24 protein-coding genes are annotated in these 26,275 nt (G+C 53.3%); 11 read left to right on the top strand and 13 right to left on the bottom strand.

Going from position 1 to position 26,275, the window contains the following annotated elements; translation table 11 throughout:
- Positions 1-39: 39 nt before the first annotated feature.
- From OHJ21_RS29670 to OHJ21_RS29650, 5 genes are all read right to left on the bottom strand, one after another.
- The gene (locus OHJ21_RS29670; RefSeq protein WP_100541052.1) at positions 40-618 is read right to left on the bottom strand and encodes an NAD(P)H-dependent oxidoreductase; all 579 of its coding nucleotides are present in this window, start codon (positions 616-618) and stop codon (positions 40-42) included.
- A 60-nt stretch (positions 619-678) separates the two neighbouring features.
- On the bottom strand, positions 679-1,269 hold the full coding sequence (locus tag OHJ21_RS29665) for a TetR/AcrR family transcriptional regulator (protein ID WP_486021974.1): 591 nt from the start codon (positions 1,267-1,269) through the stop codon (positions 679-681).
- 166 nt (positions 1,270-1,435) lie between these two features.
- Entirely contained in the window at positions 1,436-2,683 is a 1,248-nt protein-coding gene (locus tag OHJ21_RS29660; RefSeq protein WP_100541053.1) for an MFS transporter, read from the bottom strand.
- Positions 2,684-2,811: 128 nt separating this feature from the next.
- Positions 2,812-4,584, bottom strand: a complete 1,773-nt coding sequence (locus OHJ21_RS29655) for a sensor histidine kinase (protein WP_486021972.1) — start codon at positions 4,582-4,584, stop codon at positions 2,812-2,814.
- On the bottom strand, positions 4,581-5,300 hold the full coding sequence (locus OHJ21_RS29650; protein ID WP_486021970.1) for a response regulator transcription factor: 720 nt from the start codon (positions 5,298-5,300) through the stop codon (positions 4,581-4,583). Before OHJ21_RS29650 ends, OHJ21_RS29655 begins: the two co-directional genes overlap by 4 nt.
- A gap of 141 nt (positions 5,301-5,441) precedes the next feature.
- Here OHJ21_RS29650 and OHJ21_RS29645 point away from each other — a divergent pair, with 141 nt between their 5' ends.
- Together OHJ21_RS29645 and OHJ21_RS29640 are read left to right on the top strand one after the other, a co-directional pair.
- On the top strand, positions 5,442-6,671 hold the full coding sequence (locus tag OHJ21_RS29645) for a DUF418 domain-containing protein (protein WP_486021968.1): 1,230 nt from the start codon (positions 5,442-5,444) through the stop codon (positions 6,669-6,671).
- A gap of 138 nt (positions 6,672-6,809) precedes the next feature.
- Positions 6,810-7,115 (top strand): antibiotic biosynthesis monooxygenase, encoded by a 306-nt coding sequence (locus OHJ21_RS29640; RefSeq protein ID WP_100541057.1) that lies wholly within the window; start codon positions 6,810-6,812, stop codon positions 7,113-7,115.
- A gap of 192 nt (positions 7,116-7,307) precedes the next feature.
- Here the strand turns inward: OHJ21_RS29640 and OHJ21_RS29635 are convergent, their stop codons facing one another.
- Complete coding sequence (locus tag OHJ21_RS29635) at positions 7,308-7,778, bottom strand: hypothetical protein (RefSeq protein WP_100541058.1); 471 nt, start codon at positions 7,776-7,778, stop codon at positions 7,308-7,310.
- Between the two features lie 134 nt (positions 7,779-7,912).
- Here OHJ21_RS29635 and OHJ21_RS29630 point away from each other — a divergent pair, with 134 nt between their 5' ends.
- The gene (locus OHJ21_RS29630; protein ID WP_009590359.1) at positions 7,913-8,044 is read left to right on the top strand and encodes a DUF4023 domain-containing protein; all 132 of its coding nucleotides are present in this window, start codon (positions 7,913-7,915) and stop codon (positions 8,042-8,044) included.
- A gap of 92 nt (positions 8,045-8,136) precedes the next feature.
- Here the strand turns inward: OHJ21_RS29630 and OHJ21_RS29625 are convergent, their stop codons facing one another.
- From OHJ21_RS29625 to OHJ21_RS29610, 4 genes are all read right to left on the bottom strand, one after another.
- Entirely contained in the window at positions 8,137-8,478 is a 342-nt protein-coding gene (locus tag OHJ21_RS29625) for a DUF1801 domain-containing protein (protein ID WP_326118683.1), read from the bottom strand.
- Between the two features lie 41 nt (positions 8,479-8,519).
- Positions 8,520-8,918, bottom strand: a complete 399-nt coding sequence (locus OHJ21_RS29620; protein WP_100541060.1) for a VOC family protein — start codon at positions 8,916-8,918, stop codon at positions 8,520-8,522.
- A 121-nt stretch (positions 8,919-9,039) separates the two neighbouring features.
- A complete protein-coding gene (locus OHJ21_RS29615) occupies positions 9,040-10,302 on the bottom strand; it encodes an RNA polymerase sigma factor (RefSeq protein ID WP_326118681.1) in 1,263 nt (420 codons plus the stop codon).
- Positions 10,302-10,733, bottom strand: a complete 432-nt coding sequence (locus OHJ21_RS29610; protein ID WP_100541062.1) for a YciI family protein — start codon at positions 10,731-10,733, stop codon at positions 10,302-10,304. The genes OHJ21_RS29615 and OHJ21_RS29610 overlap by 1 nt, the downstream gene beginning before the upstream one ends.
- A gap of 196 nt (positions 10,734-10,929) precedes the next feature.
- Between OHJ21_RS29610 and OHJ21_RS29605 the strand changes: the two genes are divergently transcribed.
- Positions 10,930-11,076 carry a hypothetical protein gene (locus tag OHJ21_RS29605; RefSeq protein WP_165789778.1) on the top strand — a complete coding sequence of 49 codons (147 nt, stop codon included), beginning with the start codon at positions 10,930-10,932 and terminating at the stop codon, positions 11,074-11,076.
- 83 nt (positions 11,077-11,159) lie between these two features.
- Positions 11,160-11,714, top strand: a complete 555-nt coding sequence (locus OHJ21_RS29600; RefSeq protein WP_100541063.1) for a P-loop NTPase family protein — start codon at positions 11,160-11,162, stop codon at positions 11,712-11,714.
- 17 nt (positions 11,715-11,731) lie between these two features.
- Here the strand turns inward: OHJ21_RS29600 and cysK are convergent, their stop codons facing one another.
- Entirely contained in the window at positions 11,732-12,646 is a 915-nt protein-coding gene (cysK, locus tag OHJ21_RS29595) for a cysteine synthase A (protein ID WP_100541064.1), read from the bottom strand.
- A gap of 664 nt (positions 12,647-13,310) precedes the next feature.
- Between cysK and OHJ21_RS29590 the strand changes: the two genes are divergently transcribed.
- The 6 genes from OHJ21_RS29590 (at position 13,311) to OHJ21_RS29565 (ending at position 22,341) form a co-directional block, all read left to right on the top strand.
- A complete protein-coding gene (locus OHJ21_RS29590; RefSeq protein WP_486022071.1) occupies positions 13,311-14,162 on the top strand; it encodes a lipoate--protein ligase family protein in 852 nt (283 codons plus the stop codon).
- Between the two features lie 897 nt (positions 14,163-15,059).
- Complete coding sequence (locus OHJ21_RS29585) at positions 15,060-16,685, top strand: PhoX family protein (protein ID WP_486022069.1); 1,626 nt, start codon at positions 15,060-15,062, stop codon at positions 16,683-16,685.
- A 24-nt stretch (positions 16,686-16,709) separates the two neighbouring features.
- Positions 16,710-16,931, top strand: a complete 222-nt coding sequence (gene tatA / locus OHJ21_RS29580; protein WP_096775768.1) for a twin-arginine translocase TatA/TatE family subunit — start codon at positions 16,710-16,712, stop codon at positions 16,929-16,931.
- On the top strand, positions 16,888-17,661 hold the full coding sequence (gene tatC / locus OHJ21_RS29575; RefSeq protein ID WP_486022068.1) for a twin-arginine translocase subunit TatC: 774 nt from the start codon (positions 16,888-16,890) through the stop codon (positions 17,659-17,661). Before tatA ends, tatC begins: the two co-directional genes overlap by 44 nt.
- A gap of 362 nt (positions 17,662-18,023) precedes the next feature.
- Entirely contained in the window at positions 18,024-19,601 is a 1,578-nt protein-coding gene (locus OHJ21_RS29570; protein ID WP_326111054.1) for an amidase, read from the top strand.
- Positions 19,602-20,043: 442 nt separating this feature from the next.
- Complete coding sequence (locus tag OHJ21_RS29565; protein WP_486021964.1) at positions 20,044-22,341, top strand: helix-turn-helix domain-containing protein; 2,298 nt, start codon at positions 20,044-20,046, stop codon at positions 22,339-22,341.
- 247 nt (positions 22,342-22,588) lie between these two features.
- Here OHJ21_RS29565 and OHJ21_RS29560 read toward each other — a convergent pair whose 3' ends face one another.
- Together OHJ21_RS29560 and OHJ21_RS29555 are read right to left on the bottom strand one after the other, a co-directional pair.
- Entirely contained in the window at positions 22,589-23,635 is a 1,047-nt protein-coding gene (locus tag OHJ21_RS29560; protein WP_486021962.1) for a glycoside hydrolase family 18 protein, read from the bottom strand.
- A gap of 21 nt (positions 23,636-23,656) precedes the next feature.
- Positions 23,657-26,275 (bottom strand): transglutaminase domain-containing protein, encoded by a 2,619-nt coding sequence (locus OHJ21_RS29555; RefSeq protein WP_486021960.1) that lies wholly within the window; start codon positions 26,273-26,275, stop codon positions 23,657-23,659.

Here is a 26,275-nt window from a genome sequence, read left to right as displayed (position 1 = left end):
AGCCATTGGAAGGAACTGTACATCGCCGGCACTGTCCAATCACGCCAGTTTCCGTCCCATTCCTTGCACACGCTCGAGCCATTGCTTTCTTGCGGCCTCGGGCATTTTGCGAAGCTGGGTAATGTTCGTGGAACGGACCGTGCCTACGCCGCAGAACTTCAGAATGGAATGCTTCATCATCTGATGCCCCGGCTGGCCGAGGTAGAAACGGTAGTAAACGTAAGGCGAATCCATCGTGACGATCAGACGGGCCGTTTTCCCTTTGAGCAGCTGCTCCGGCAAAGGCGAGTTCCGGCGGTACTTAAACGCAAAGCCCGGCAGAAAAACCCGGTCGATGAACCCTTTGAGCAGCGCCGGCATGCCGCCCCACCAATTCGGATACACAAACACCAGGTGATCCGCCCAAGCGATCAGTTCTTGCGCTTTTTGCAGATCGGGTTCGAGCGGTTGTTTACCCTTATAGCCGCCGGACAGATTCAGGTCGAACTCCATCTCCGCAAGCACGAGCTCACGCACCTCCGCCCCGGATTCGGCCGCCCCCCTCGCATAGACCTCTGCCAGTTGACTGCCATAGCTGTTCTCAATCGGATTGCCTTGAATAATTAAAACCTTTTTCATATATTTCTTCCCCCTCGTAATTTGGTTAACGATCACTAACCTGATGGCAAAAAGAAAAGGTCACGCCGGACCTTTTCCCAAACCTGTTAATGCCAATAGATGCGCCGTCACTTCAGGTGCCAGCAGCGACAAAGGTTCCTCCAGCTCCCCTTGCATCGTTGAGATCGCCAGCTGGCTGAAGGCACCGATAATCAACACGGCGGTTAAACGCGTATTCTGCGGCGGAATATCCCGCTGCACCACCGCCTGCTCAAGCAGATCATGCAAAGCGTCAAGCGGCTGGCGTCCCCTGCTCTTGAGCACCTCCGTAAACAGCTCGTGATGCTGGGACAAGAGCAGCAAGCCGTATTTATCCTCGTCATACGACGCCAGTACCCGGACGACGAGTGCCGACAGCCTCTCTGCAAATAAGCCGGGCCGGGACGCATAATCATCCACCAGACGCGTATAGCTGCTGCAGTATTCCTCGAACGCTTCCGCAGCCACGGCATCCTTATTCGTAAAATGCTTATAGATCGCCGCATCCGTTACACCCGCCGCGGCGCCGATCTCCTTCACCGATACGCCGTCCACGCCCTTCTCGGCGAAGAGCTTCATGGCAGCCTGCAAAATATCCTTCTTCTTGCTATCGTAATGGGGTTTCTTTTTCATGCTCATATCATAAGTGAACGCTAACCAAATTGCAATCACCAACGCAAAAAAAGAGGCTCCCCCTTACTTGGAGTGCCTCTTCCATTCCTATTCTTACGCCTCCCGCAGCTTAAGGCGCGCTCCACCTTTGTTAGCCTTTGCCATGGGTTTAATCTCCATGCAGAAGCTAAACTCCGGCTTCGATCGGAGCTGCTGCCTTTACCTTTTTGCCATACAGCAGCATAAGCGGGATGCTGATCACAAATGCGCCGGCAACAAGCAAGAACGGAATTCTCGGGTCGATGCCATATGCCCAGCCCCCAATGATGCCGGAAGGCGAAATGACAATAAGAATGAGCACCTGGAGCAGGGCGAATATTTTGGCGCGGTTCTCATCGTCGATGGCATTGGCCACCGCCGTTTCCAGATACGGATACGTCATCATCGTGCCGATTGCGGCAATGACGGTGCTCAGACTCAGCACCAGCAGATCTCCTTGCGGCGCAAACACCAGTATGACATTGGACAATACCGATATAACAAATCCCCATACCATCGTCCGGTGTACATGCTGCTCCCCGATCCGGGGCATGATCCACCGCATGAATATCAGCATAATGACGGAGGAGAATGCCGGAAAGACCGAGATCAGGCCGCTGCCCAAATGCAGATATTCCACCATGAAGATGGAGACGTAGGTTGTCTTCACCGTCATCTGAAAATTAAACAAAATATAAACGCCGAAGATCATCAGCAGCAGCGGATTTCCGAGCATGCTCTTCATCACCAAAGCATAGTCGGTCATCCCTTCCCGCAGGCTCATCGCCTTCGTTTCTTTCATCTTGCGGTATCCGATATCCGTCTCCCTTGTCGCATAGTGACGCCCAATGAACTGGATCGTCATCAGGATACAAGCCAGCACGAACATGATGCGCACTCCGGGCACCAGCGTGAAATGATACACCAGCAGCCCGCCGATCGGTGCAAACAAGCCGCCTACGACGCTAATCAGCTGCAGCAGCGTAAAGACATAGGTTCGCTCCTTCGGTGCGGTGTCCTCCACCAACAAACAGTAAAAGGCGGTATGCGGCACCTTCTGAAAGCCGTTGATGACGGCCGCGATCACAAAAAACCAGAAGTTCTGCGAGACCGCCCAGAGCAGCGTTGCTACGGTCCAGCTTAGTACGTCGAAGTAGAGCAGCGCCTTTTTTCTGCCTAAACGGTCTGTTAAATACCCGCTGAGAAACGAAGAAAGCACCTGTACAAGCAAACCGATGGAGGTAATCCAGCCGATACCCGTCTCGGTTACCCCAAGTTGGTACATGTAGATGGAGGTGTACGTCGTGAACATGCTGTAAGGGATAAGAAACAGCGGCTCATAGACGAGACAGCCCCGCGCGTTGCCAGTCAATTGCCGAAACGAAGTTGAACCCATAATATCCTCCGGACCTAATGTTATCGTTGTTTAGCCATTATAGCGCAACCGGGCCGGCAGCAGGATAGGAATCTTGAAGGATTTTTTGAGATCATTCCGCTCATGACAATCCAAATCCAGGAAGAACGTCAACCTTTATCGCGTTGAGCAGCCCCTTCACCTTCTTGTGCGGCAGCCTCAGGCAATAGAACGGTGATGGTCGTCCCTCGACCCACTTCAGACCACACATTTACCCGGCCACGGTGCGCTTCGACAATCGCCTTGGCGATGCTCATCCCGAGTCCCGAGCCGTCCATGCTCTCTTCGGTATTCGTTCCCCGATAGTAACGCTCGAACAGATTGCAGCGGGTCTCTTCGTCCATCCCCACGCCTTGATCCGCCACCACGATTGCCGCACCGGCAGGGCGTCTCTCCACCCGGACCTCAACGTTTACCCCATCCGGATTATGCTTCACGGCATTCGTGATCAGGTTATCCATCAACCGCTGCAGCCACTTGGCATTGCCGTCGACGAGCAGCGCCCCTTCGCCGCCAATATAGTTAAAATTCGCATCCAGCGTGGCATCGTTGACGTATTTGAGCACGCAGCGGCGCACCAGCTCATTCAGGTCAAACCGGGTAAGCTCCTGGGGGCGGATCTCGCTTCTCAGACGGAAGACGAGCGAGAAATCATTGATCAGCTCCAGCATGTAGTCCCCTTTTTCCCGAATCACCGTTCCCATCTCCCGCAGTTCCTCCTGACTCCAATCCTGCGGTGCATTCTCAAGCATATAGCCGTAACCCTGGATGGAGGACAACGGAGTACGCAAATCATGCGATATCCCGGACATCCATTCTTCCCGGTTACGATCCAGCCGCTCCCGTTCCCGTTCGGTTTCGGCAAGCTGCTCCGCCATCTTGTAAAAAGAATGAATCACTTCCTTGTACAACTTGAAGCGCGTGCGCAGCTTTCCGTTCTTACGGAATACCCGCTTCCGGTCCTTCGGCGTCAGCACTTCCTCGTAAGCTCCGCTGCCCATCCGCTCAAACCACCCGGTAAACAGCAGCAGCGGCCGGCTGTATCGATATCCATGCCATATGGCGACCCCAAGTGACAACACAAGCACGCAAACCATCGTCCATAACGCCACGCGGATCAGTTCGTTCATCATCGGCCTTTTCTCCAGCGCCTCGTCCTGCGGCGTATGATATACCCAGGTGTTGCCGCTGGCCGCATCGCGATAGACCGCGATATGCGTGGAATACGTGCCCGGCTGCTCCTGCATCGTGATGATCTCCAGCGGGTGGTAGCTTACCTTATTGTCTGAATCGGTTCCAATCGCTTGGACAACGCGGCCCTCCCGGTCAATGACATGCAAATAACCGCCTAGACCGGCTAATTCGCGTTCGAGCTCCGCTTCATCCTCCGGCCTCACCCTGCCGCCGTTCTGATAATGGGCATACCATTCCCGAAGATGGTCCGAACCCTCATCAATACGTCCGATCAGATACAGCAGCGGTTCTTCATAGGTCAAATCCATCTGCCAATCCATCGTATACTCGCCGAGACGGCGCTCCTCCTTGATCTGAAGCAAGGTGCTTACCGAGTACTCCGACGGAACATCCAGAGCCGTATTGGTGGAAAGAATCACGTTTCCGTCCATATCCACCACTTGCAGCCACATATCCTTCTCTTGAAGCAGGAGCTTCCACTGTTCTTGCAGCAGGACCTCCCCATTCTCCGTCACCGTCTCGGTCACGATGCTGTTCAGGACACCTGTCGGAAAGTTCCGTTTGATCTCATCCTCGCTGATATGTTTGATCAGGAAGAATAAGAGCACGATCAGGAAGCAAAACATAAACGCCGAGAACGCAATCAATTGGTACGTAAAATGAAAGGCCAGCCTTCTGCGCAGTCTCATCGGGCTTTCTCCTTAACCAGCTTGTAGCCGAGCCCCCGGACCGTCAGCAAGTATTGCGGGTTGCTCGGATCCTCCTCGATGCGTTCACGGATGCGGCGGATATGTACCATGACGGTGTTGTCCTCGCCCATGCCGTCAATGCCCCACACGGCTTCGTACAGCTGCGACTTGGAGAATACGACCCCCGGATGCTTGCAAAAATAAAGCAGCAGCTGAAAGACCTGCGCCGGACAAGGCACAGGCTCTCCCAGCACCGTTAGCTCCCCGGCGGATTCATCGACCTTAAACCGGCCGAAATCCCATGCGCGCTGTATCACCGGCGGCTCGGCCGACACGGTGGCCCCGATGCCGCCACGACGCAGACGCGCCTTGATCCTTGCGGCAATCTCCAGCGGATTAAAGGGCTTGGTGACATAATCGTCCCCGCCCATCGCAAAACCGGTCAGCACATCCAGATCCGACGCTTTGGCCGTCAGAAACAGGATGTGCGGACTGCCATAGGAACGGATCTGCGGACAGAGATCAAATCCCGTGCCGTCCGGCAGCATGACATCGAGCAGCACGATATCCGCTCCATGTGCAGCGATTTCGCGAAGCGCCTCCTTACAACTGGAAGCCGTATATATGCGGTTAAAGCCTTCCTTGCGCAGCACCATCTGCAGCATTTTCACAATGGAAGGTTCGTCATCTACAATTAAAATTCGTGTTTCATCCATTTTATCCTCACCCGACATTTATGCTAGCACAACAACCTTAACAGGAGTTAAACAAATGCGGGAAGAGTTAAGAAAAAGTTAGGTTGCCGTTTCCGAGTTATTTCATTTCGAGCTTTATACTTGGTGTCAGAGGTGATTGACATGAATTCAAATAAACGTTCCACGGCCGTGGATGCGATTCGCGGCTTGAGCTTGCTCGGCATCCTGATGGCCAATATGCTTATTTTTCAATACGGCATGTTCGGCAAAGACGAGCTGCATTTCTTCCAGCCATCCACGCTGGATCTGATTAGCCATGACATGCTGAAAGTATTCGTAGAGGGCAGCTTCATGCCGATCTTCACGTTCCTGTTTGGTTACAGCATGATCAAGATGCGGGAAAGCCTGATCGGCAAAGGGCTCAAATACGGACGCAGCTTTTTCCGCAGGTCCGTGCTGCTGATCGTTCTCGGTTTGCTCCATTCGACCTTCATCTGGGAAGGCGATATTCTGCTGTTTTACGGAGCGATCGGACTCTTCCTGGTGCTGTTTGTGAAACGGAAGGCCAAAACAATCCTGATCTGGGGGATCCTCTTACTGGTGCTGATGTCCCTCCTCGGATATGGCTCCATGGAGCCTACGGCAGGTGAAGCCGAGCGTATGGAGAATTATGTGAAGCAGTCTATTGAGGTGTACGGCAATGGCACGTACAGCGAGATTCTGAACTTTCGTTCAACTGAGGAAATGCCCATCGACCTTCCGGACTGGTTGATGCTGCTGGTCATTCTGATTGCTCCGCTGATGAGCGCGCCAATGTTCCTGTTTGGTATGGTCGCCGCCAAACGCGGGCGCTTCCTCCATCCCTCCATGGAGATCAAGCTGTATCTAAGATGGTCTCTGCTCATACCGGTCGGGCTTGGACTAAAGACCGCAGGGGTTATGCTCGGTTCCACCAACGGCTGGAGCGGCATCTTTACGATGCTTGGCGGACCTCTGCTCGCGCTGGGCTATATACATCTGTTCGCTTCCCTATATGCCTTCTCATCTAAACAATCGGTCATCATCCGGGCGTTTGAAGCGGTTGGGCGAATGTCATTAACGAACTATCTGACGCAAAGCGTTGTGTGCGTACTGATATTCTACGGATTCGGGCTGGGTATGTTCGGCAAGCTCGGCGTGCTGCAAGGAGCGGTGCTGGCCGTCCTGATCTATGCTGTACTGGCAACGGGCAGCCTGCTCTGGTTGAAACGGTTCCGCAGCGGACCCGTTGAACGGCTGCTGCGCATCGGCACCTATTGGTCATGGAGCGGCAGGGCGAAACCCAAAGCGGTAGTGCCGGCTGCCGCCGTACCAGCGGCAGAGTTTCCGGCGGAAGGTCCTCCGGCGACCTGAGAATTCCATAGCTTTCGGCATGAAGCACGGTTCCTCCCAAGATGAAATCAGGACGCTCGTTCATGTATAATGGACATATCTGCAAGGGGCTGAACATTTCCGGAATTTATCCGGTCATCACCGAAGGAGGAATCAAGCATGCTGGTTGTTACCAACTCGATTAAGATTAAACCGGGCTTCGGACAAGAAATTGCGCAGCGATTCGCTGAAGCGAAGGGCGTACAGGAGATTGAGGGATTCGTGCGGATGGAAGTATGGCACGAAGCCAAAGAAGGCGCAGAGGCTGAGGAACTGAAGGTCTCTACGGTATGGGAAGACGAGGAGGCGTTTAAACGCTGGACTTCCAGCGAATCGTTCCGGCAATCCCACGGTCAGGGCCGCAACGAGAATATTTTGGGCGCATCCTTGAACAAATATGAGTTGTTAATCAGTCATAAGAAGTAATATATAAAAACGTCTATCGACGTACCCGGTATGAAAAAGAACCTAGTTCCGAGATCGTCATACCATTATACGGGGTCCCCATCATAAATACCCTGCCCGGGCGTTTGCCTGTGGCAGGGTATTTTTTTGCCGTGATATGTCACACGCCTTCTCCGTTCGTTCACGATCCCTGTGATACCAAAGAGACCTACCTCAAGGCTCCTGATCGTTTATCGTGTAACCCGGCAGCAATTCAGGGTTGTGGGAGCGACCCAGCTCGACCATGTAGCTGTTCAGATCGTTCAACTCGGGACCCGTCAGTACATACGATTGTCCATCCACCTCAAACTCGTTTGCCACGCGAACCTCCTGCTCACCTTGCACGACGTCCATAAAGAACAGAAACCCCGGTTTCTCCTTCCCTGTGATCCGCTTGGCTTGAAGACTGTCCACTCGCTTCATAACCGGTTCTATGTCCTGTTCCTGATCCAGCACCATTCGTGTGCCATCCCCGTAAACCACATGAATGGCCCTCACCTTCGCTGCATCCAGCTTCATCAGTGTCATGACGGAGTACAGGCTTTGGTCTGCAGACTCCGCATCCTCGTCGAATCGGCTGCAGCCGGCCATACCCAGAACAACGATAATTGCTACCATCATGATGAACGCGAGCTTACTGGACATCCTTTCATCCCTCCAAACGAAAATCTCACCATCCGTATCCGTTCCAAAGTCACCAAATATGATCACGCCGAAATGGTTATATTAAGCACGATCAGGCAAAGCCATACATTCTGAGCAAAAGGAGCTTACGTCCTATGGAAAGCACGCACGATTTTGTGGAAAAAATGAACGAGAATGCGGAGAAGGCCCGTCGCAACAAAGAAAATCACGGCAAAGGAACGCCAAGCGACAAGCTGCCGACCAAGCAGCACGGCACCAAGAAGTAAAATGAAACATACCGCGATCCTCATAGGATCGCGGCTATTCTATCAGGAACGCTTCGAACACCGGTTATCCGCGCTTCCCTATTCCATATGATTTACAGTCCTTCGGATGCCTGCTTCAGCAGAGATCCAAGCGCATCATAATCGACCTGCTGCCCGGATGATATTTTGATGGTCTTTCGTTCAGGCGGTCCTTCAAACAACGCTTCAGGCCAATCCAGGCCATCCGCATTGAAAATCGTAAAGCTCACGGCGCTCTTCGCGACGCTGATCACCGCCGCATATTTTCCATTCTTCAGAAAATGGGGCTTTTTATATTGAAGCCGTTCCGAAACATCCGGGATCGTGCCGTGCACGAGCTCCCGAAGCTGCTTGCTGACCTCCACCTTCCAGGTATCACTGATGGCTGCAATGTAATCCGTTACTTCTTGATTCATCTTATGGACTCCTTCTGTATCATAGTATGGTATTTTTCAGCTCAGCCCTGATGAACCATCTGCCAGGTCATGCCGTACCGGTCCACCACTTCACCGTAGTAGGCTCCCCAAGGCTGCAGGGCAAACGGATATTTCTCGGTACCCCCATCGCTAAGATGGCGATAGGCGGCGCGGGCTTCTTCCTCGTTATCAAACGTGATGGCCAGACCCATGCTCGTGCGCTTGCCGGTTTCCTGAAAAGCGTCGGTGAGGATTAGCTTATTGCCGTCAGCCAGCGTTAATGACATATGCATAACCTTATCCTGATGGGCTTCCGGTATGCCCGGCATGTCCTTGAAGGTAGTCAACAAACCGATCTCTCCACCCAGCGCTTGCATGTAGAAATCAGCCTGACCTCTTGCATCCTCCGAAATAATAAAAGGTACCATTTGTGCTTGCATGTTCATCTTCCTCTCGGTTTATTTTTTTGGTTTATATCTAAATGACGAACGAGATTTTATGTAATCGACACATCTTCATATTTTTCCGAAAAAATTTTTAAAAAATTTTCTCCAGCTTGTCTTAACACTCCGCTGACAGGCATTCTGCCGCACGGTCAAGCAGCAGAGAACGTTCCCTCAGGTTATCCGTCAGCGATGCGGCCAGCTTGAACTCCGCGCAGGCTTCGTCCAGGCGCCCCACCTTAAAGAGCAGGTCTCCCCTTACGCTCGGGAGGAGATGGTATCCCTTCAAGGCGGGCTCGCCACGTAAAACATCCACGATCTCAAGCCCGATCTCCGGACCGAAAGCCATGGAGAGGGCCACGGCCCGGTTCAACTCCACGATGGGCGAAGGAGAAACCTGGGCCAATGCCTCATACAGTGCGGAAATTCGAATCCAGTCGGTCTCTGCGGCACTGGGCGCTCCGGCATGACATGCGGAGATGGCAGCCTGTATGGCATAAGGACCCGTCATTCCGCCCAACCGCTCGATCCGATCCAGAGCGGCAAAACCGCGTCGAATCAATAAATAATCCCACAAGGCCCGATTTTGATCCATGAGCAGGACAGGCTCCCCCTCCGCGTTGACCCGGGACTTGAATCGGGAGGATTGAAATTCCATTAACGCAACCAGTCCATGCACCTCGGCTTCCGTCGGCGCGATCTCTGCCAGCACCCGCCCGATACGAAGCGCTTCCTGACACAGCAGCGGACGAATCCACTGGCTGCCCGATGACGCTGCATACCCCTCATTAAACATGAGGTAGATGACCTCAAGGACCGATGACAATCGCGGTTTAAGCTCGGCTCCCTGAGGAATCTCGAATGCCACCCGGGTCGCGGACAGCGTCCGTTTGGCACGAACGATTCGCTGCGCGATCGTCGGTTCAGGCACAAGATAAGCGTGGGCAATCTCCGCTGTCGTTAAACCGCCGAGCAGACGCAGCGTCAGGGCCACGCGGGCTTCAGGGGAAAGAACCGGATGACAGGTCATGAAGATCAACCGCAGGAGATCATCGCTCACTTCCCCCGGCTCCGGTACCTGAATATCCGATTCCATCCGGGAATCCATTTCGCGTCCCAACAGCTCATACTTCTGATCGCGCACTTTATTCCGGCGCAGCAGATCCAGTGCTTTGCGCTTCGCAGCGGTCATGAGCCATCCACCGGGATTGTCCGGTATTCCGTCTATCGGCCAGCGTTCCAGCGCAGTGATAAGCGTATCCTGAGCAAGATCCTCGGCGATCCCGACGTCACGGACCATTCGAGTCAGGTAGGCAATGATTTTAGAGGATTCGATTCTCCAGATGGCCTCGATCGTACGATGGGTATCTGCCGCTGACATTACGGATTCTGCCTTTGAATGTGTTCTCGCATTTCGTATTGTTTGGCCTGTGCTTCAGGGTCCTGCGTTAAGTCAGTCGGTTCAAACACCTGGCGAAGCTCAATCTGGCCTGCACCGAAGCCGTGTGGATCCGGCATGCGTTTAGCCCACTCGATCGCCTCTTCCCTCGTCTTTACTTCGATCAAGGTATACCCCGCGATCAGTTCCTTCGCTTCCGTAAAGGGGCCATCGGTAATTTTCGGCTTGCCCCCCGGCTCCGGATAAGATATCCGGATGGCGCCCGAGCTTGGATGGAGCCCATCGGCAGCAAGCAGCACGCCCGCTCTGGCCAGCTCCATGTTGTACCTCATCATGGCATCCAGCTGCTCTGCGCTTGGCAGCACGCCTGCCTCGGAATCCTCGGTTGCCTTTACAATCATCATAAATCTCATTCTTATTCCCTCCTGGTTATCGAGACTAAACTTAAAATTTTCGTTCTATGCTTAATCAACGAATAGAGAATCCCCTAATCGACAAAGACGTCAACATTTACAAAAAAATAATAGGTTACAATCATTTCGTTACGGAATCGTTTATTCCTGTTGGAATGATTCGGCTCTATAAAAAAAGACCAACCAAGGCAAACACTTGATTGGTCGATGGAGGGGCGATGATCCTAATCCAAGCCCGTTCCTATGGCAGGCAGTTCATCCCATGGACTTGGCTCGCCCCATTGCCGAGCAAATCGCGGCATTCTTCAAGCAGCTTTGTGATACGCCGCAGGAAGCACTATAATTTTACGACTAACGAAACAAGGACATCTCCGCTCCGGTACCGAAGTGATTAGCTACCATTTCTCATGAATGCGGTGATCTCTTATGGACACTAAGATCCCGAACCGGATCCATATTATCGGCTCTGTCGGCAGCGGCAAAACAACGCTTGCCCGGAAGCTGTCCGCCCAGTTTAATCTCCCTTATTACGAGCTCGACAATGTCGTATGGGAGCGGGCCGAGCCAGACGATATTAGAAGGTGTGAGGCGGATCGCGATGCGCTATTGTTAAGTATCGTGAACACGAATGGCTGGATCATCGAGGGCGCTCATCTGAAATGGGTCAGCCCCAGCTTCCACCATGCGGATCTTATCGTTTTTCTGAACCCGTCCTACTCCACAATAACCTACCGGATCATCACAAGGTTCATCAAGCAGCGACTGCGACTTGAAGAAGCGCACTATACCCCCAGTTGGGATATGTTCAAAAAAATGTTCGAATGGAGTGCCGCCTATCAGCGGGAGGGTAGGTATCAGATTCAGGACACGCTTGCGGATTATCCCGGCAAAGTGGTCGTCGTGAAGAGCCATGAACAACTCATGCAGGAGCTTAAGCAGCGGATGCCCGCCATAGAACAGCAAGAAAGGACCTCCGGTTAACCGGAGGTCCTCTTCTCTTAGAAAATATCCATGCTCAAATACCGCTCTCCCGTGTCCGGGGCAATGCAGACAACCCGTTTCCCTTCCCCCAGCCGCTTCGCCACGCGAAGGGCCGCGAATACCGATGCGCCGGAGGACGGTCCTACCAGTATTCCTTCCTTGCGGGCCAAATGCCGGGCGGTCTGTAGTGCATCCTCGTCGGCGATCTGGATAATCTCGTCATAAACGCCCGTATTCAGAATCTTCGGTACAAAACCGGGGCTCGTGCCCACCAGCTTGTGAGGTCCCGGCTGTCCGCCGGAGAGCACGGGCGAGCCCTTCGGCTCGACCACCGCGATATGCAGGTCCGGCAGAGACTTCCTCAGCTCTTCCCCGGTTCCGGTTACGGTGCCGCCCGTTCCCGCCGTTGCCACAAAGGCGTCCAGCCGCCCTTCCATCTGCTCCAATATTTCCGGCGCTGTCGTCACCCTGTGTATGTCCGGGTTGGCCGCATTCTCGAACTGCTGCGGAATGAAGCTTCCGGGAATCTGCTCCCTGAGCTCAAGCGCTTTGGCAATGGAGCCCGGCATGCGTTCGCTGCTCGGTGTCAGCACGACCTCCGCACCGTAGGCCTTCAGGATGTTAATCCGTTCCTTGGACATGTTATCCGGCATAATCAGGATGGCCCGATAGCCCTTGGCGGCCGCAATCATCGCCAGACCGATGCCGGTATTCCCGCTCGTCGGCTCGATAAGGGTGCCCCCAGGTTGGAGCAGACCCTGCTCCTCCGCGGTATGAATCAGATTGTAGGCCGCGCGGTCCTTCACGCTGCCGGAAGGATTGAATCTCTCAAGCTTTACATAAACGTCTGCTGATCCTTCCGGGACTAGCCGCCGAAGTTTCACCATTGGCGTCCGACCGATCATATCAACTACACTATTATAAATCTCCATGATGTTGATCTTCTCCTTTTATATATGAAGTGAAGTCATTCTCCGCTAAACCATATGACTCACAAAGACAATAAGCTTACTCGGATTATAACAAAAACGTTGATCGACGTACATTCGCAGATGACAGACCGCAGTTAGAGGAAGTTTTTCTTGCGATATCAGGAAGAACATGCTTCGAAGTTATACCTTCTGATATCTAAACAAAAACGTTGATCGACGTACATTCGCAGAAGACGGCCGCGTTTAGTCGATGTCTTTCTTGCGATATCAGGAAGAGCATGCTTCGAAGTTTATACTTTCTGAAATCTAAACAAAAACGTCGACCAACGTACATTCGCAGATGACAGAGATCGACGTACATTCCCGAAAGACCGCCGCGTTTAGTTGATGTCTTTCTTGCGAAATCAGGAAGAACATGCTTCGAAGTTTATAATTCCGATATCGAATGGGGGTTCCTCGCTCACTGACAATGAACCCTCGTTAAGCGCTATTAAGCTGTCAGGCTGACGCCGCCGATTGCCGGATGCTAGCTCAAGGAGCGAAGCCCTCGCACTGCCAGGCTAGGCTCGCCGCTTCATTATGAATTTGTGGTATGCTGTTCATTGAAAAAGATTCGATCGGGCTTTACTTTACCCTACCCCTATTTCAAGGAGGCGCAACAAGCGTGAACATTCCGCTGATACTACCTGAAGACCAACCCGTCCTGCTGCTCGACCGGACCGATAATTTATCGCATCAGGACGTGCTGTATCATTTTGCGCTGGACGAGCTATTATGCAGGCTGACCGGAGAAGGCGGGCCCGCCATCTGCCATCTGTGGCGGCATCCGCGCGCCTTTGTCTTGGGCGTGCGGGACAGCCGTCTGCCCAAGGCGCCGCAAGGGGAAGCCAACCTTCGCTACCTCGGCTATGATACCGCCGTGCGCCATTCGGGCGGTGCCGCGGTACCCTTGGACGCCGGCGTGGTGAACCTGTCCCTCATCCTCCCCTTTTCCTCCGCCGGACCGGCGCCAGATTTTCATCAAGACTTCGAGATCATGGTGGAGCTCATCCGGGAAGCCCTCCGGGACACCGGGCAAAGGGTGGATACCGGCGAGATTGCCGGCGCCTTCTGCCCCGGAACGTTTGATCTAAGCATCGGCGGCCTCAAATTTTGCGGCATTGCCCAGCGGCGGCAGCGGAAAGCCTTCATCATCCAGGCTTTCATCATTGCCGAGGGTTCGGGCAGCGAGCGCGCCCGGCTGGTTCGTTCCTTCTATGATATCGCTGCTGAGGGAGCCGATCCCAAGCAGTACCCTCTGGTAGAGGCCGACAGCACGGCCAGCCTCGAGGAGCTGACCAACATCGGCAGCGGCTTCGAAGCGGTACGTCAATTTACGGCAGCCGTCAAAAAAGTCATTCGAGGATGGCAAGCAGGCAAGGATATGGCCGAAGCAGCTTCCAGGTTTACGATGCCTGGGGACGAGGATATCCGCTTTATGGCTGACCAGATGCGTCAGCGGTATAACCTTAATTAAACATAATAAAGAACCATATAGGCTGATTAATCAGTCTATATGGTTCTTTATACTGAAAGGGGAGTCCCCTTATTATTATATATTGGACCCGCACTTAGTTTGGATCCTCCGTCCTCAAAACGTTGCACCAGTCCAACACAAGCCCGTACCTATAAACTCCGCTTGTATTGCAGTTCTGCCGGGAGCATGTAACAGTTCTTGCAGTTCTTGCAATTCTTGCGGTTCTTGCAGTTCCTGCAGTTCTTGCAGATATCCAAGAGACGAATAAACAAACCAATGGACAATAGATCCGTTATTTCGAAAAAACAGCAACTTTCCCCGGACTTCCGGACTCAGAATCCGCTATCTACTATAAATACCACGATTAACAGCCCTATTCTATGTAATAACGGATCTGATGTCCTCATTAAACACCAAACCCACCAATCGAGACGTAATAGCGGAACCCCTGTCCTCAAATCATTACAACAGTCAACACGCTCAAGCAGCGCCTGGTATTCCGCGGACAAACAAACCTCGCCCTATCGATACAATACGTCCATCAATCCATTCGCGTCCTTCGATTCATTCTATCCGTACGACACAGTAGGTTAATCGTTACAAATCGGACCGTCGGACGGTCGGACGGTTCACACAATCCATCCATCCGTCGATCGATCCACACAATCCATCAATACAATCCAATCAATTCACCCTAAAGCCCAAACTGAATCTGTTCATTTTGGCACCATCACCTGGCAGTTAGCCAAGTTATTAAAATTAGAACCGTGTATCACACCAAGATGACTTTATTTTTACAATTCCACCATTTACCGATGATATTCCCTTAACACTTCCCCTATAAACTTGTCCTGATGGCAACTTATACATTAGGGGTGGATAAGCTTGAGTAAAACGATGGACCGCAAAACGTTTCTGTCTTATCTGGGTACGGGCGCAACCGCATTGGCAGCCGCTTCCGCAGGCTTAGGTGTACTGGAAGGGAAAGCTTCCGCCATGTCCGGAACCGCAAATCATCTGTTCGGATTCAAAACGAATCGGGTCAGCGGCTACTTCGAGCCAATCGAACCAACCAAAGCAGACCAGCTCGTCCTGCCTAAAAATTTTAAATATGATGTCATTGCGGCTTTCGATGACGTGATCAATCCGGCTGGCGAAAAATTCGGCTCCGGCTGCGATTACAACGCGTTTTTCCCGATTAAGGGTTCCAATGTCCGCGGCCTCTTGGTCAACAATCATGAATACTCCACCATCTTCTCGATCGGACCTGTGAAGGACGGGAAGATGACGGCGGATCAAATCCATAAAAACCTGTATTACCAAGGCATGTCGGTCATCGAGGTATACCGTGACGAGAAGGGCGTATGGAAAATGGACACCACGTCCACCCATGCCCGCCGCATCAACGGCTTCAGCAAATTCGATATCACCGGCCCGGCCAAAGGCATCCCTGCCTTGAAAGGCGCAACGACGGCTACCGGCACGTTTGCCAACTGCTCCGGCGGCGTGACGCTTTGGAACACGGTCTTGTCTTGTGAAGAGAATTTCGAGGACACCGCAGCGGTCTCTAACCTGCCGGATACGCATTACGGCTGGGTCGTTGAGGTCGATCCGTTCGATAAATCCTTCTTGAAAAAGCACACCGCTCTCGGCAGATTCAATCATGAAAACACCGCCATGGGTCTTGCCGCAGACGGCCGGATCGTTGTCTATATGGGCGACGATAAGAAGGATGCCTGCGTCTATAAATTCATCAGCAAGAACAAATATGACAAGAGCAAAGGCCGCGCCAACTCCGCGCTTCTGGAAGACGGAACCCTGTATGTCGCCAACCTGAAGTCGGGCAAATGGATGCCGGTCACCTTGGAAGCCGTAGCCAAGGCCGCCGCAGAGGATAAAGAGGCCCAAGCAAAATTCAAATCCCAAGGCGATGTGGTCACTTACTGTCAGGAAGCTGCACGTCTTGTCGGCGGAACACCAACGGACCGTCCGGAGGACATCGAAATTTCGCCGTTTGATAACACCGTGTTTGTCTGCCATACGAACAACGACAATCACGGCAACATCCACGGTCATATCACGCGTATCTTTGAAGCGGGCAACGATCTGGCCGCCATGGAGTTCGACTTTGAGATCTTTGCTGCAGGCGGACGCCAATCCGGATTCAGCTCGCCGGACAACCTCGCGTTCGACTCGAACGGCGATCTGTGGGTCGTAACGGACATCTCCAGCAGCAGCCAGAACAAAGGCGTTCACAAATCCTTTATGAACAACGGACTGTTTGTGATTCCAACCAGCGGACCGGATCAAGGGGTCGCACTGCAATTCGCCTCCGGCCCGGTGGAATCCGAGCTGACAGGTCCTTTCTTCACACCCGACGAGCAGACGCTCTTCCTGTCCGTTCAACACCCGGGCGAGAATACGGAGGACATCAGTAAACCAACCAGCACATGGCCTCACCGCTCCGGCGAAAACATGGCGCGCTGCGCCGTCGTGGCGATTAGCGGCTTCAAACTGGAATAATACCAATCGAAAGGAGCGAGGATCATGCCGTTTGGCAATATCGGAATCGGTGGTTTAATTCTTATTTTGATTATCGCACTCATCATATTCGGTCCCTCCAAGCTTCCCGAGCTCGGTCGCGCTTTCGGGCGGACCTTAAGCGAATTTAAGGGCGCAACCCGCGGCTTGATGAACGGAGACGACGAGAATGGGAAAAAAGACGATGCTCCGCAAACTGCTGCAGCGGTCAATAAGCAGCACAGCTAATCCGAACGACCAGAGCGCGATCGAGCATCTGGAAGAAATGCGGAAGCGCCTGATCCGCACCCTGCTTGCGTTTCTCGTCGCGATGGTGGCCGCCTTCATCTACGTCGAGAAGATCTACCACTGGCTGGTACGAGGCATGGACAAGCAGCTCGTTCTGCTCGGTCCCTCCGAAGTAATGTGGGTGTATATGATCATTGCGGGCGTTGTGGCCGTCACCGTCACACTTCCCATTGCCGCTTATCAAATATGGCGGTTTGTGCAGCCGGCGCTGCCTGATGGGAATCAACGCTCGGCTGTGCTGCTCATTCCCGTAATCAGCGTATTATTCATTGCTGGCATCTGTTTTGGATACTTCGTGCTGTTCCCGATGGTGCTGCAGTTCATGCAGCGTATGGCCGAAGGAACATTCCAAACGATGTATACCGCGCAAAAATACTTCACGTTCATGATCCATATGACCGTACCGTTCGGATTCCTGTTCGAAATGCCCGCCATCGTCGTTTTTCTGACGAAGCTCGGCATCGTGAATCCGCATCGGCTGGCCAAGATGCGCAAATCAGCCTACTTCCTGCTTTGCATCGTGGCTGTCACCATCACGCCGCCGGATATCATGTCCGATCTGATCGTGATCGTCCCGCTGTTCCTGCTGTACGAAATCAGCGTTTCGATCTCCAGATTCATCTATCGCAAGCAGCTGCAGCTCTCTCAAGCGGAGGGCAGCGCAACCTAATCCACGTCCGTTTCCCCCGAAGCTGGACGGAACCTTCAAGAACCCGTGACTAGACAGCCTAAGCAAGCAGGTTGTCATGAACACGGGTTCTATTTTGTGTAAGATTATCTAACATAATATTTTATAAAAATCTCATAAAACGATTGACACCTTCAAAAAAAACCATTAACTTTACTAATTAACAAAGAATTCAACACCATCTTGTCATTAATATGTTATGAATCAGGAGGTGAAATGTTCTAAACCACTTGTAATTTGTCATATTTATGTTATAAACACTTACATTCACGCGGTTCAGTTCCTTGATAGCCTCTAAAACCGCATGGGAGATGCGAGAAAACGACGAATGGGGGAAATGATGAATGATGAAAAAACAAACCAAGATGTTCAAACGCGTGTTGTCCATGGCGCTCCTGCTTGGATTGGCCATGAACAGCATAACCGCTGCGGCAGCTGAACGGTTTGCCTATGAGGAAATTACATTGAAAGAGCTTGAGAAGGGTTACACGGAGGGAACGTTCAAGACCGAAGAGGTTGTGAAGGCATACCTCGACCGGATCGGCATCTACGAATCCAATTACAATGCGTTCACCATGATGAATGCCGGCGCGCTTCAGGAAGCCCGCGAGGTTGACCGGCGCCGGGCGGCGGGCGAGAAGCTCGGCCCCCTTGCAGGTGTGCCGATTGTCATCAAGGAAGCCGTCGACGTCGCCGGCTTCCCGTCCACCTTCGGCTGGGCCCCGCTCAGCAAGGAGCTCGGCGGAATCGAGCTGATCCCGGAGAAGGACGCCCCCGTCGTTGCCCGCTTGAAGGCGGCCGGCGCCATTATACTGGGCAAGACCAATATCCCGGCATTCAGCTCCGACGGTACGCGCGCCAGCTCCAGCTGGGCTGGCGACACCTATAACGCCATTGATCGGAAGCTGGTCCCGGGCGCCAGCAGCTCCGGCACGGCGATGTCCATATCAGGCAACTTTGCCGTGCTCGGCATTGCCGAAGAAACCGGCGGATCGATCCAGAATCCGGCGGCAGCGCAAGCGCTGGTCGGCATCAAGCCAACCTTCGGATTAGTGCCAAATGCCGGGGTCGTCCCGCTCGCAGGAAGCACCAGAGACGTTGTCGGCCCACATGCCCGAACGGTTCACGACGCCGCCGTCATGCTGGACGTCATCTCAGGCTACACGGCCGAGGATGCCAAGACCGTTGCATCGATCGGCAACATTCCCAAGAAAGGCTACACCTCCAAGCTGAATCCGTTGGGCCTCAAGAACAAACGCATCGGTCTCTATGGCCCGGGGTGGCTTGGCGAAGAACTGACGGCGGAGACCCAAAAACTATATGACCGAGCCGTGAAGGAACTGGAGAGCCAGGGAGCCATCGTGGTTACCGATCCGTTCGCCGACACGGAATTCGCCGAATTTGCCAAGTCGTCAGGCTCCATCGGCATTGAATCGATCGTGTACGATATGGAGCAGTATCTGAAGCGTCTGGGTCCGAATGCCGCCATTCAGTCGGTGGATGAGCTGATCGAGAAGACGGGCGAGACCCCATCGGCGCTCGCCAGGTATCCGGAAGCCTTGAAAAATCCTGGTGCCGTCCCTGATCTCTCAAAATTCACGGAAATCCGAACGAAATATCTCCATATTTTTAACGACGTGATGGATCAACACAAGCTGGACGCACTTGTATTCCCTCAAATGTATAAGGAAACGCCGCTGCTTCACAGCGAGGACAAAATCGCTGACACTACCGTTCCCGAGATCAACATCGCAGGCGTTCCTCTCATCACGGTGCCGGCTGGATATTATAAGAGCGGTTCTCCGTTCTCCATCGCCTTTGTCGGCAAAATGTGGAGCGAAGCCGACTTGCTCGGCATGGCCTACGATTACGAGCAGGCGACGAAGCATCGCGTCGCGCCAACGCTTGTCGCCAAGCCTTAATCCCTGCCTGCTCAGCCTAAACCAAATCAACCGGAGCCGCAGCGGCTCCGGTTTTTTCAAGCAACGTATGCAATGATAAGACAAGCCCGTCCATTGAAGCAACCCGGCAACGGCCTATAAGCATGCATTACCTTCGTTATTTACATTCCGATTTTGAATTTTTGGCATGTTTCCAATTAATTTTAGCAATGATCCATTGATTTATTAGTCAAGTTCTCCTAGTATTTTCATTAGGAACATCCGGCGGCTCATTATGAAAGCTACAGCCTTGCCTTTATTTATGATAGCGCTATCAGATGGTGGAAAAGGTCAAACGTCTATCGACGTACCTTCACAGATGATAGACTTATGCCCAGAGGAGTTTTTCTTGCGATTATCGAATGGTTCAGCTTCGCTGTAAACTTATCATTCCATAATCTTAAAATACCGGGAGGTTGCAGATATGAAATGGAATCACTTCAAGTCCAAGCTTCTGCTTAAATACACACTGTCCTACATATCCATTTTCCTGATACCTCTTGTTATATTAACCATCATCATTTACCACAATGCCGTGGATACGCTCCGTTCCGAGATCGAGCAGACCAACGTCAATCAACTGACCCAGGCTAAAACCGTCATCGACGAGCGCATGAAGGAGCTGCAGGACATCGCCTTTCGAATCGCCTATGACGAGCAGCTGACCCGCTATTGGACTCACCATCCTTACTACAGCCGGGAATCCATCGGAGCCTTGGTCAAATACAAAGCCACCAGTTCCATCATCGATGAGCTGTTCCTCTTCTTCCGCGGAGATAACAGCATTTACTCGTCCCAGGGCTTTGAGAACCTGAACGTCTTCACCGACCGCTACAAATTCAAGAGCTGGAACGAAACGGAGATGGTCCGGGATTTAAACTCCGTCCAGATCCCGACCATGCGTCCGGCGGAACAAGTCGTGCAAGGCACCAAAACCCAGAATTCCATGCTGGCATACCTTGTGCCAATCGCACCCAACAATACGCCGGCTCACGGCACCGTCATGTACTTTATCCACGAATCCAATCTAACGGGATTGATCGACTCCATCCTCAGCGATTATCATGGGATGACTTATATTTTCGATAATTACGGACAAGTCCTGGCTGCCAATTACAAAGGAGAGACCATTACCGAGCAGGAAGTCAACGCGCTGTTCTCGCTTGAGCCGGGAACGCACAGCCTTTCGTTGAACCAAGAGCCCCATTCGGTTGTGTCCGTCAAATCCGACGCGGGCTGGACTTATGTCACCGCGATGCCAAGCAACCAATTTTTCGGCCGCATCGTTCATATTCGCACTTTTATCGTTCTGGTATTCTCCTTCGTGGTGATGATGGGCACCATTCTGGCGATTATGCTGGCCCGCAGGCAATACCATCCGATTTCGGATTTGATGGAATTCATTCGCTTGAAGAATGATCCCGAACCGTCCACACCCAGCAACGAGCTGGAATGGATCAAGAAGACGCTGCATGATTACAGCCAGCGCGTCGATCTCCAAGAGCCCTATGCCCGAAATCATATTCTGCTCATGCTGCTGAAGCACGGCCATACCGGGGAATTCCCGGCCGAGTATACGGAGAAGCTGGGCATTCGCTTCAGCCGCTCCCATTATTTTGTTGTAACCATGGGCTGGGAGGCGCACGCCCTTCCCATTGGAGACAATCCGGAACGGCGGCCTGTCATGCAGCTGATGAACGATGTGGAGCTGACGGCATTTTCCGCATACGCCTATGGAGTGGAGCTGCCGCAGCCTGATCAGTTGGCCCTCATCGTCGGATTTGATGCGGAAACCGGGCATGAGGCGAGCCTTAACGCCCGGATGGAGCCGATCGCCCTGGCCCTGCAATCGATCGCTGCCGAGCACACCGGCGTCTCTCCCGCGATTGGGGTAGGCAACCGCTACAGCTACCCGGAGCAGTTGAATCAATCCTTCATTGAGGCAACGACCGCGCTGGAAGCATCCATGCTGCATGGACAGGGCAGCAGCACCTTCTTCAACGCTCTTTCGGGTTCCGGTGCGCAGGATTCGTCCTTCTGGGTCCCTAAGGATGTGCTGCTGAAGCTGGTTCAGAGCTTGAAGCAGGGCAGTTACGATGTGGCGGTTCAGATGGTATCCACCGCATTGAATAACCTGAAGACGGAAATGCCGTCCGTACCGCTGCTGCGCTGCATTTGCTTCGATATTCTGAATACGATGCTGAAGACCGCGTCCGAGCTTGGCATCCATCATGTAGTCAATCAACTGCCACGGGTCACTTCCTATGACTCGCTGGAGGATTTGGAGAAGAAGCTGGCAGGCCTTGCCGCGGAAATCTGCGCCCATGTCGAGGCGAAAAGCGAGACGGAAGAGAGCTCCCTGATGGATGAAATCGTCGCTTATATCGACGCTAATTTCACCGATTACGACCTCAGCCTGGGTACGATCTCGTCCAAATTCTCTATCTCTTCATCGTATTTCAGCCGCTCCTTCAAGGAGAAGATCGGCATGAATTTCACCCAATACATCTGGCAGAAACGAATCGATGAGGTCATCCGGCTGCTGCTGCACACAACCGATCCATTGAAGGATATCATCACCCGGGTCGGTTACCTGGATACGCCGAACTTCATTCGTAAATTCAAGAAAGAAACAGGTTACACGCCTGGCCAATATCGCAAAATGCACAGCCCCAACGCTGCCGACTCCGCGGATGATGACGACGAGGAGTACATCGGATAACGGTTTCCGACGTTGGCGTCGAGGAATGCGTCGGATAACGACTTCGGACGTCGGCGTCGTGGAGTGCGTTGGATTACGATTCGGACGTCGGCCTCGTGGAGTGCGTTGGATTACGATTCGGACCTGGCGAATAAGAGTGCCGGTTTTGCCGGATAAAACAGAAACCTCCCCTGAGCAATCAGGGGAGGTTTTCGTATGTTTTAAACTCATATCGAGCGATCCGATGATCACGCACCGCCAGCTTTTCCTATTTCCCAACAGGGTTGCTCTGAAGTCCTTGATGCATAGCGCCCAACAGGCGATGGGTCGGGTCGCATCCGTATTCCCAGAACATAATCCCGGCCAAGCCTTGTTCCTTCACATAATCGCATTTGCACTGAATCGATTCCTCATCGTCATAAGAAATCAGGCTGGAGCCATTAAAGAGGTACGGTGCACAGGCTTCCTCATCCCAATAACGAACGTAGCCGTTCTTGTTGATGTAATCCGCAGTTAGCTCGGCAAAGGCCGGACCATAGCCGCCCGTGCTGCCGGCCATTTGGTGAAGGCCGTTGTTCCGGTCCGGCACTTCATTCCATACGCGGGAGTAGAATGCGGCACCGATGACGATCTTCTCCTTCGGGACGCCGGCTTGGACGAACAGGTTCACGGAAGCATCCGTACTGATTCGGAACAAATCACCGGTTGGCGTATACAGATTCGTATGATGTCCAGTCAGGACCTGAAATCCGCCTCGCATATCATAGGTCATCAGCTGTACAAAATCCAGGTACCGCTGCACCTCGGCCATCTCTGTGCCATCTACATAGTACTGGTCAGCCCCCGCCGCAATCGTAAGCAGATAATGCCGGCCATCCTGGGAGCCCTTGGCATCCAGCGCCTCCCGGATCGTCTGGAGCAGCAGGGTGAAATTCCGTTTATCGTCCGGGCTGGACGCTATGCCGGCCTCGCCGTAACAAGGATACTCCCAGTCCAGGTCGATCCCGTCAAAAGGGTATTCCTCCAGCACCCGTATGGCGGAAGCGGCCATGCTGCCCCTTCCCGTTTCGGTTGAGGCAGCTTCCGAGAAACCGCCCGCACTCCAGCCGCCAACGGACAGCAGCACCGTAAGATCCGGGTGGTCCCGTTTGATGTTCCGGACAACCTCGCCATTCTTCAGATGCTCGGTCGTGATCTCATCGTTCTTGACATGGCCGAAAGCCACGTTCAAATGCGTCAACTTCGATAGATCCTCATGTGTCATGTCGGGAAGAACCGAATCGACGGCGTATCCCGCCGTAATATACTTCGTCATTACTCTTCACTCCGATCCCTTCTAGGGTTGTAATATCGCGGATGCAATCTGCAGGGCTTCCTTCCCGGTGCCGATCTTGTATCCGGAAGCCGTGTAACGGATTTGATCCTGACGGTCCAGGACGAACAGATGAGGATAACCGGCTTCATGGGCTGCAGGATTCGGGATGAAACCCGACAAGGAAGCGTAACTGGAATCCCGTACAAACATGGTGCGTGCCGGCAGCTTCGGATAGCTTGCCGGATCAAAGGAAGCCGTCCATTCCGCATCCCCGATTACCAGCACAATCGGCAATCCCAGCTTATCCAGCGGCTCGGCCAGCTCGCTGAGCTCGCGGAACAGATGCTTGGTCGGCTCCCGCTCCGGTTCGATCCAGGCAGCGATAGCGCCCTCGGACCCCAGAAGATCCTTAAGATCCGCTCCCGTTCCGTCTAATCGGGTAAGCGTACTGCCCGGCGCCAGTTTGCCCAGCACCGGAATGTCGACCGCCGTCTCACGATAGGTCAGCGCCACGCGCGTGGTGTCTCCGGCACAAACGGTAAAGTACGTGAAGCGCACTCTTACCGTTCCGTCCTTCAGCCGGATGCCCGACGTTAGACGGTACGAACCCGGCTCAACCTCATACGGCTCGTCGTAAACGTCGGTGCTGCCATAAGGATACACCAGCGTTTTGTACACGCCGTCTTCCAGGCGGGCGAAGGTAAAGTTCTCGGCATAGGATGCGGCCGGCGTATCCTGCGAAACCTCCGGATCCCTGAGAAGCTGCAGCATCCCCCAGCTTGAGCTCTCCTGATTCCGAGGGGAGTCCAGACGGAAGGCTGCATCTTCCCAGCTTCCATCACGTAAGTACTGCGGCTTCTGCTCGCTCGGATGCAGTCGGGCGGGAATCCCCAGACTACGGCATACAGCCACAAACAGAATGTCCAGCGACTGCTCGTCTCCCTTCATGAGACTGTACGTGCCTGCCGGATTTCCCTTACCCTTCAGGTTGGGAAGGTCCTCAGCATAGGCATAGCCCTGCTCCAAATGCCCGGCAACCGTAGAAGGATCCTTCCTGAATGCCGCAGTCTCCGCCTCCGTAAAGGCATCAACGAATACACGGCGATACGGAACCAGCATTTCATAAGAAACCCGCGGACACAGGATGTACTTCACGAAGGTATCCTCATCCCACTGTCCACGCTGTGAGAGGGCACCCATCAGATGATCATCCAGCGTAGGCCGGAAGGTATCAATCAAATCCTTTTCGTTCAGCGACTCCAGCAGCCGCAGCGGCCACTCGCCATATTCGCCGGAACGCTCCTCCAGGAACGCGGCGATTTCCTTGCTGTTGCCTCTGGCTTTTCGAAGGACGTCCCACACCCGCTCGGGAGGCAGTCCTGATGACTGGGCTAGTGTGAACGCCTCTTCTTCGCTCAGGAATGTACCCTCATATTCAGTCCGGACCTTCGTCCCTTCCTCCAGACGGTGGTTATGAGCCTGGCTCTTCTCCTCGGATAACGCCGTCGCGGCGTCCCCTTCTCCTTCCGGTGGAGGAACCATATCGAAATCCACGATCCCTGACGGCTGTTCGGATGAATCAAGGACAAGTTCGATATGTCCGCCGTCCTGGGCCTTGAACAGGACTTCACTCCACTTGCCGCCGCTGACCGCACGAACCAAGAGGTCGCCATAACCGGTCTTAAAGGAAGCCTTCCCTTGCTCATCGGTCTTGATTTCGGCAATCGGATAAAACTCAGCCATATTATACAGCTCAAATCGAATGCTTGCGCCGGATACAGGCTCTCCCTGCTTATCCTTCACGCTCACGTAAAGGGTTCGAGCCGGTGCATAGTTCTCCAGCAAATTAATCTCCGTAAACCCCTTTTCGCATAGGGTAATATCCTCCGGACCGGGGTAATCGGCAAAAATTCGCGTATTGATCAGCATCGCCCTGCGTGCCGGCGGACTGAACCAGCCTTGATTCAAGCGGGCTTCCGGTTCGCATGCCCCGATGTAATACCACTGGCCGTCTGCCCATGCTTCCACCCAGGCATGGTTGCTGTCGCAATGAGCCCAGCGCGGCGTATAGACCTGACGCGCGGGGATGCCGATGCTACGAAGCGCGGCCACCGCCAGGGTGGACTCCTCGCCACAGCGTCCGCGTGCGTTCCGGATCATCGTCAGCGGCGAAATGGTTCGCAGATCGCTGCCGATGTAGGTTGCCTTCTCATGGCACCAATAATTGGTTTCCAGAATGGCATCCGCCATCGATAACTTCGCCGTCCGTTCGGCCAATTCGTTGTAGAGAATACCACGGTAATCCTCAATATTCTCCGTATTAACCCGGTAAGGAAGCACAAAATGCAGGAACAGATGATCCGGCACGCGCTCGCCCCAAGGCACGCGCTTACGGATGTCCAGGGCTTGGCGCACATGATTCAAGAACAATTCTCCATCATAGTCGGCCATGTCGTTCACCGGCATGTAAGCAAACAAATATTTCAGGGCCCAAATCTCTTCATCGGTCAGTTCCTGCTCAAAAACATGAAACAGCTTATCCTTGCGGGCTTCCGCAAAAATGATCTTCTCCTGAAACTTGTGCTCGATCCGCTCCAGCGTCTGCGAATCCAGCGAGAACACCATGGTTTGGCTGGTCAT

The sequence above is a fragment of the Virgibacillus sp. LDC1 genome (assembly GCF_025792345.1).
Taxonomy (GTDB): domain Bacteria; phylum Bacillota; class Bacilli; order Paenibacillales; family Paenibacillaceae; genus Paenibacillus_AQ; species Paenibacillus_AQ lautus.
The sequence above is the reverse complement of the archived record's forward strand: the minus strand, read 5'-3'. Positions and strand labels throughout refer to the sequence as shown.

Excerpts from the sequence above, each read along its gene's own strand:
- OHJ21_RS29670 (WP_100541052.1), bottom strand. The coding sequence starts at position 618 with ATGAAAAAGGTTTTAATTATTCAAGGCAATCCGATTGAGAACAGCTAT.
- OHJ21_RS29665 (WP_486021974.1), bottom strand. The coding sequence starts at position 1,269 with ATGAAAAAGAAACCCCATTACGATAGCAAGAAGAAGGATATTTTGCAG.
- OHJ21_RS29660 (WP_100541053.1), bottom strand. The coding sequence starts at position 2,683 with ATGGGTTCAACTTCGTTTCGGCAATTGACTGGCAACGCGCGGGGCTGT.
- OHJ21_RS29655 (WP_486021972.1), bottom strand. The coding sequence starts at position 4,584 with ATGAGACTGCGCAGAAGGCTGGCCTTTCATTTTACGTACCAATTGATT.
- OHJ21_RS29650 (WP_486021970.1), bottom strand. The coding sequence starts at position 5,300 with ATGGATGAAACACGAATTTTAATTGTAGATGACGAACCTTCCATTGTG.
- OHJ21_RS29645 (WP_486021968.1), top strand. The coding sequence starts at position 5,442 with ATGAATTCAAATAAACGTTCCACGGCCGTGGATGCGATTCGCGGCTTG.
- OHJ21_RS29640 (WP_100541057.1), top strand. The coding sequence starts at position 6,810 with ATGCTGGTTGTTACCAACTCGATTAAGATTAAACCGGGCTTCGGACAA.
- OHJ21_RS29635 (WP_100541058.1), bottom strand. The coding sequence starts at position 7,778 with ATGTCCAGTAAGCTCGCGTTCATCATGATGGTAGCAATTATCGTTGTT.
- OHJ21_RS29630 (WP_009590359.1), top strand. The coding sequence starts at position 7,913 with ATGGAAAGCACGCACGATTTTGTGGAAAAAATGAACGAGAATGCGGAG.
- OHJ21_RS29625 (WP_326118683.1), bottom strand. The coding sequence starts at position 8,478 with ATGAATCAAGAAGTAACGGATTACATTGCAGCCATCAGTGATACCTGG.
- OHJ21_RS29620 (WP_100541060.1), bottom strand. The coding sequence starts at position 8,918 with ATGCAAGCACAAATGGTACCTTTTATTATTTCGGAGGATGCAAGAGGT.
- OHJ21_RS29615 (WP_326118681.1), bottom strand. The coding sequence starts at position 10,302 with ATGTCAGCGGCAGATACCCATCGTACGATCGAGGCCATCTGGAGAATC.
- OHJ21_RS29610 (WP_100541062.1), bottom strand. The coding sequence starts at position 10,733 with ATGAGATTTATGATGATTGTAAAGGCAACCGAGGATTCCGAGGCAGGC.
- OHJ21_RS29600 (WP_100541063.1), top strand. The coding sequence starts at position 11,160 with ATGGACACTAAGATCCCGAACCGGATCCATATTATCGGCTCTGTCGGC.
- cysK (WP_100541064.1), bottom strand. The coding sequence starts at position 12,646 with ATGGAGATTTATAATAGTGTAGTTGATATGATCGGTCGGACGCCAATG.
- OHJ21_RS29585 (WP_486022069.1), top strand. The coding sequence starts at position 15,060 with ATGGACCGCAAAACGTTTCTGTCTTATCTGGGTACGGGCGCAACCGCA.
- tatA (WP_096775768.1), top strand. The coding sequence starts at position 16,710 with ATGCCGTTTGGCAATATCGGAATCGGTGGTTTAATTCTTATTTTGATT.
- tatC (WP_486022068.1), top strand. The coding sequence starts at position 16,888 with ATGCTCCGCAAACTGCTGCAGCGGTCAATAAGCAGCACAGCTAATCCG.
- OHJ21_RS29570 (WP_326111054.1), top strand. The coding sequence starts at position 18,024 with ATGATGAAAAAACAAACCAAGATGTTCAAACGCGTGTTGTCCATGGCG.
- OHJ21_RS29565 (WP_486021964.1), top strand. The coding sequence starts at position 20,044 with ATGAAATGGAATCACTTCAAGTCCAAGCTTCTGCTTAAATACACACTG.
- OHJ21_RS29560 (WP_486021962.1), bottom strand. The coding sequence starts at position 23,635 with ATGACGAAGTATATTACGGCGGGATACGCCGTCGATTCGGTTCTTCCC.
- OHJ21_RS29555 (WP_486021960.1), bottom strand. The coding sequence starts at position 26,275 with ATGACCAGCCAAACCATGGTGTTCTCGCTGGATTCGCAGACGCTGGAG.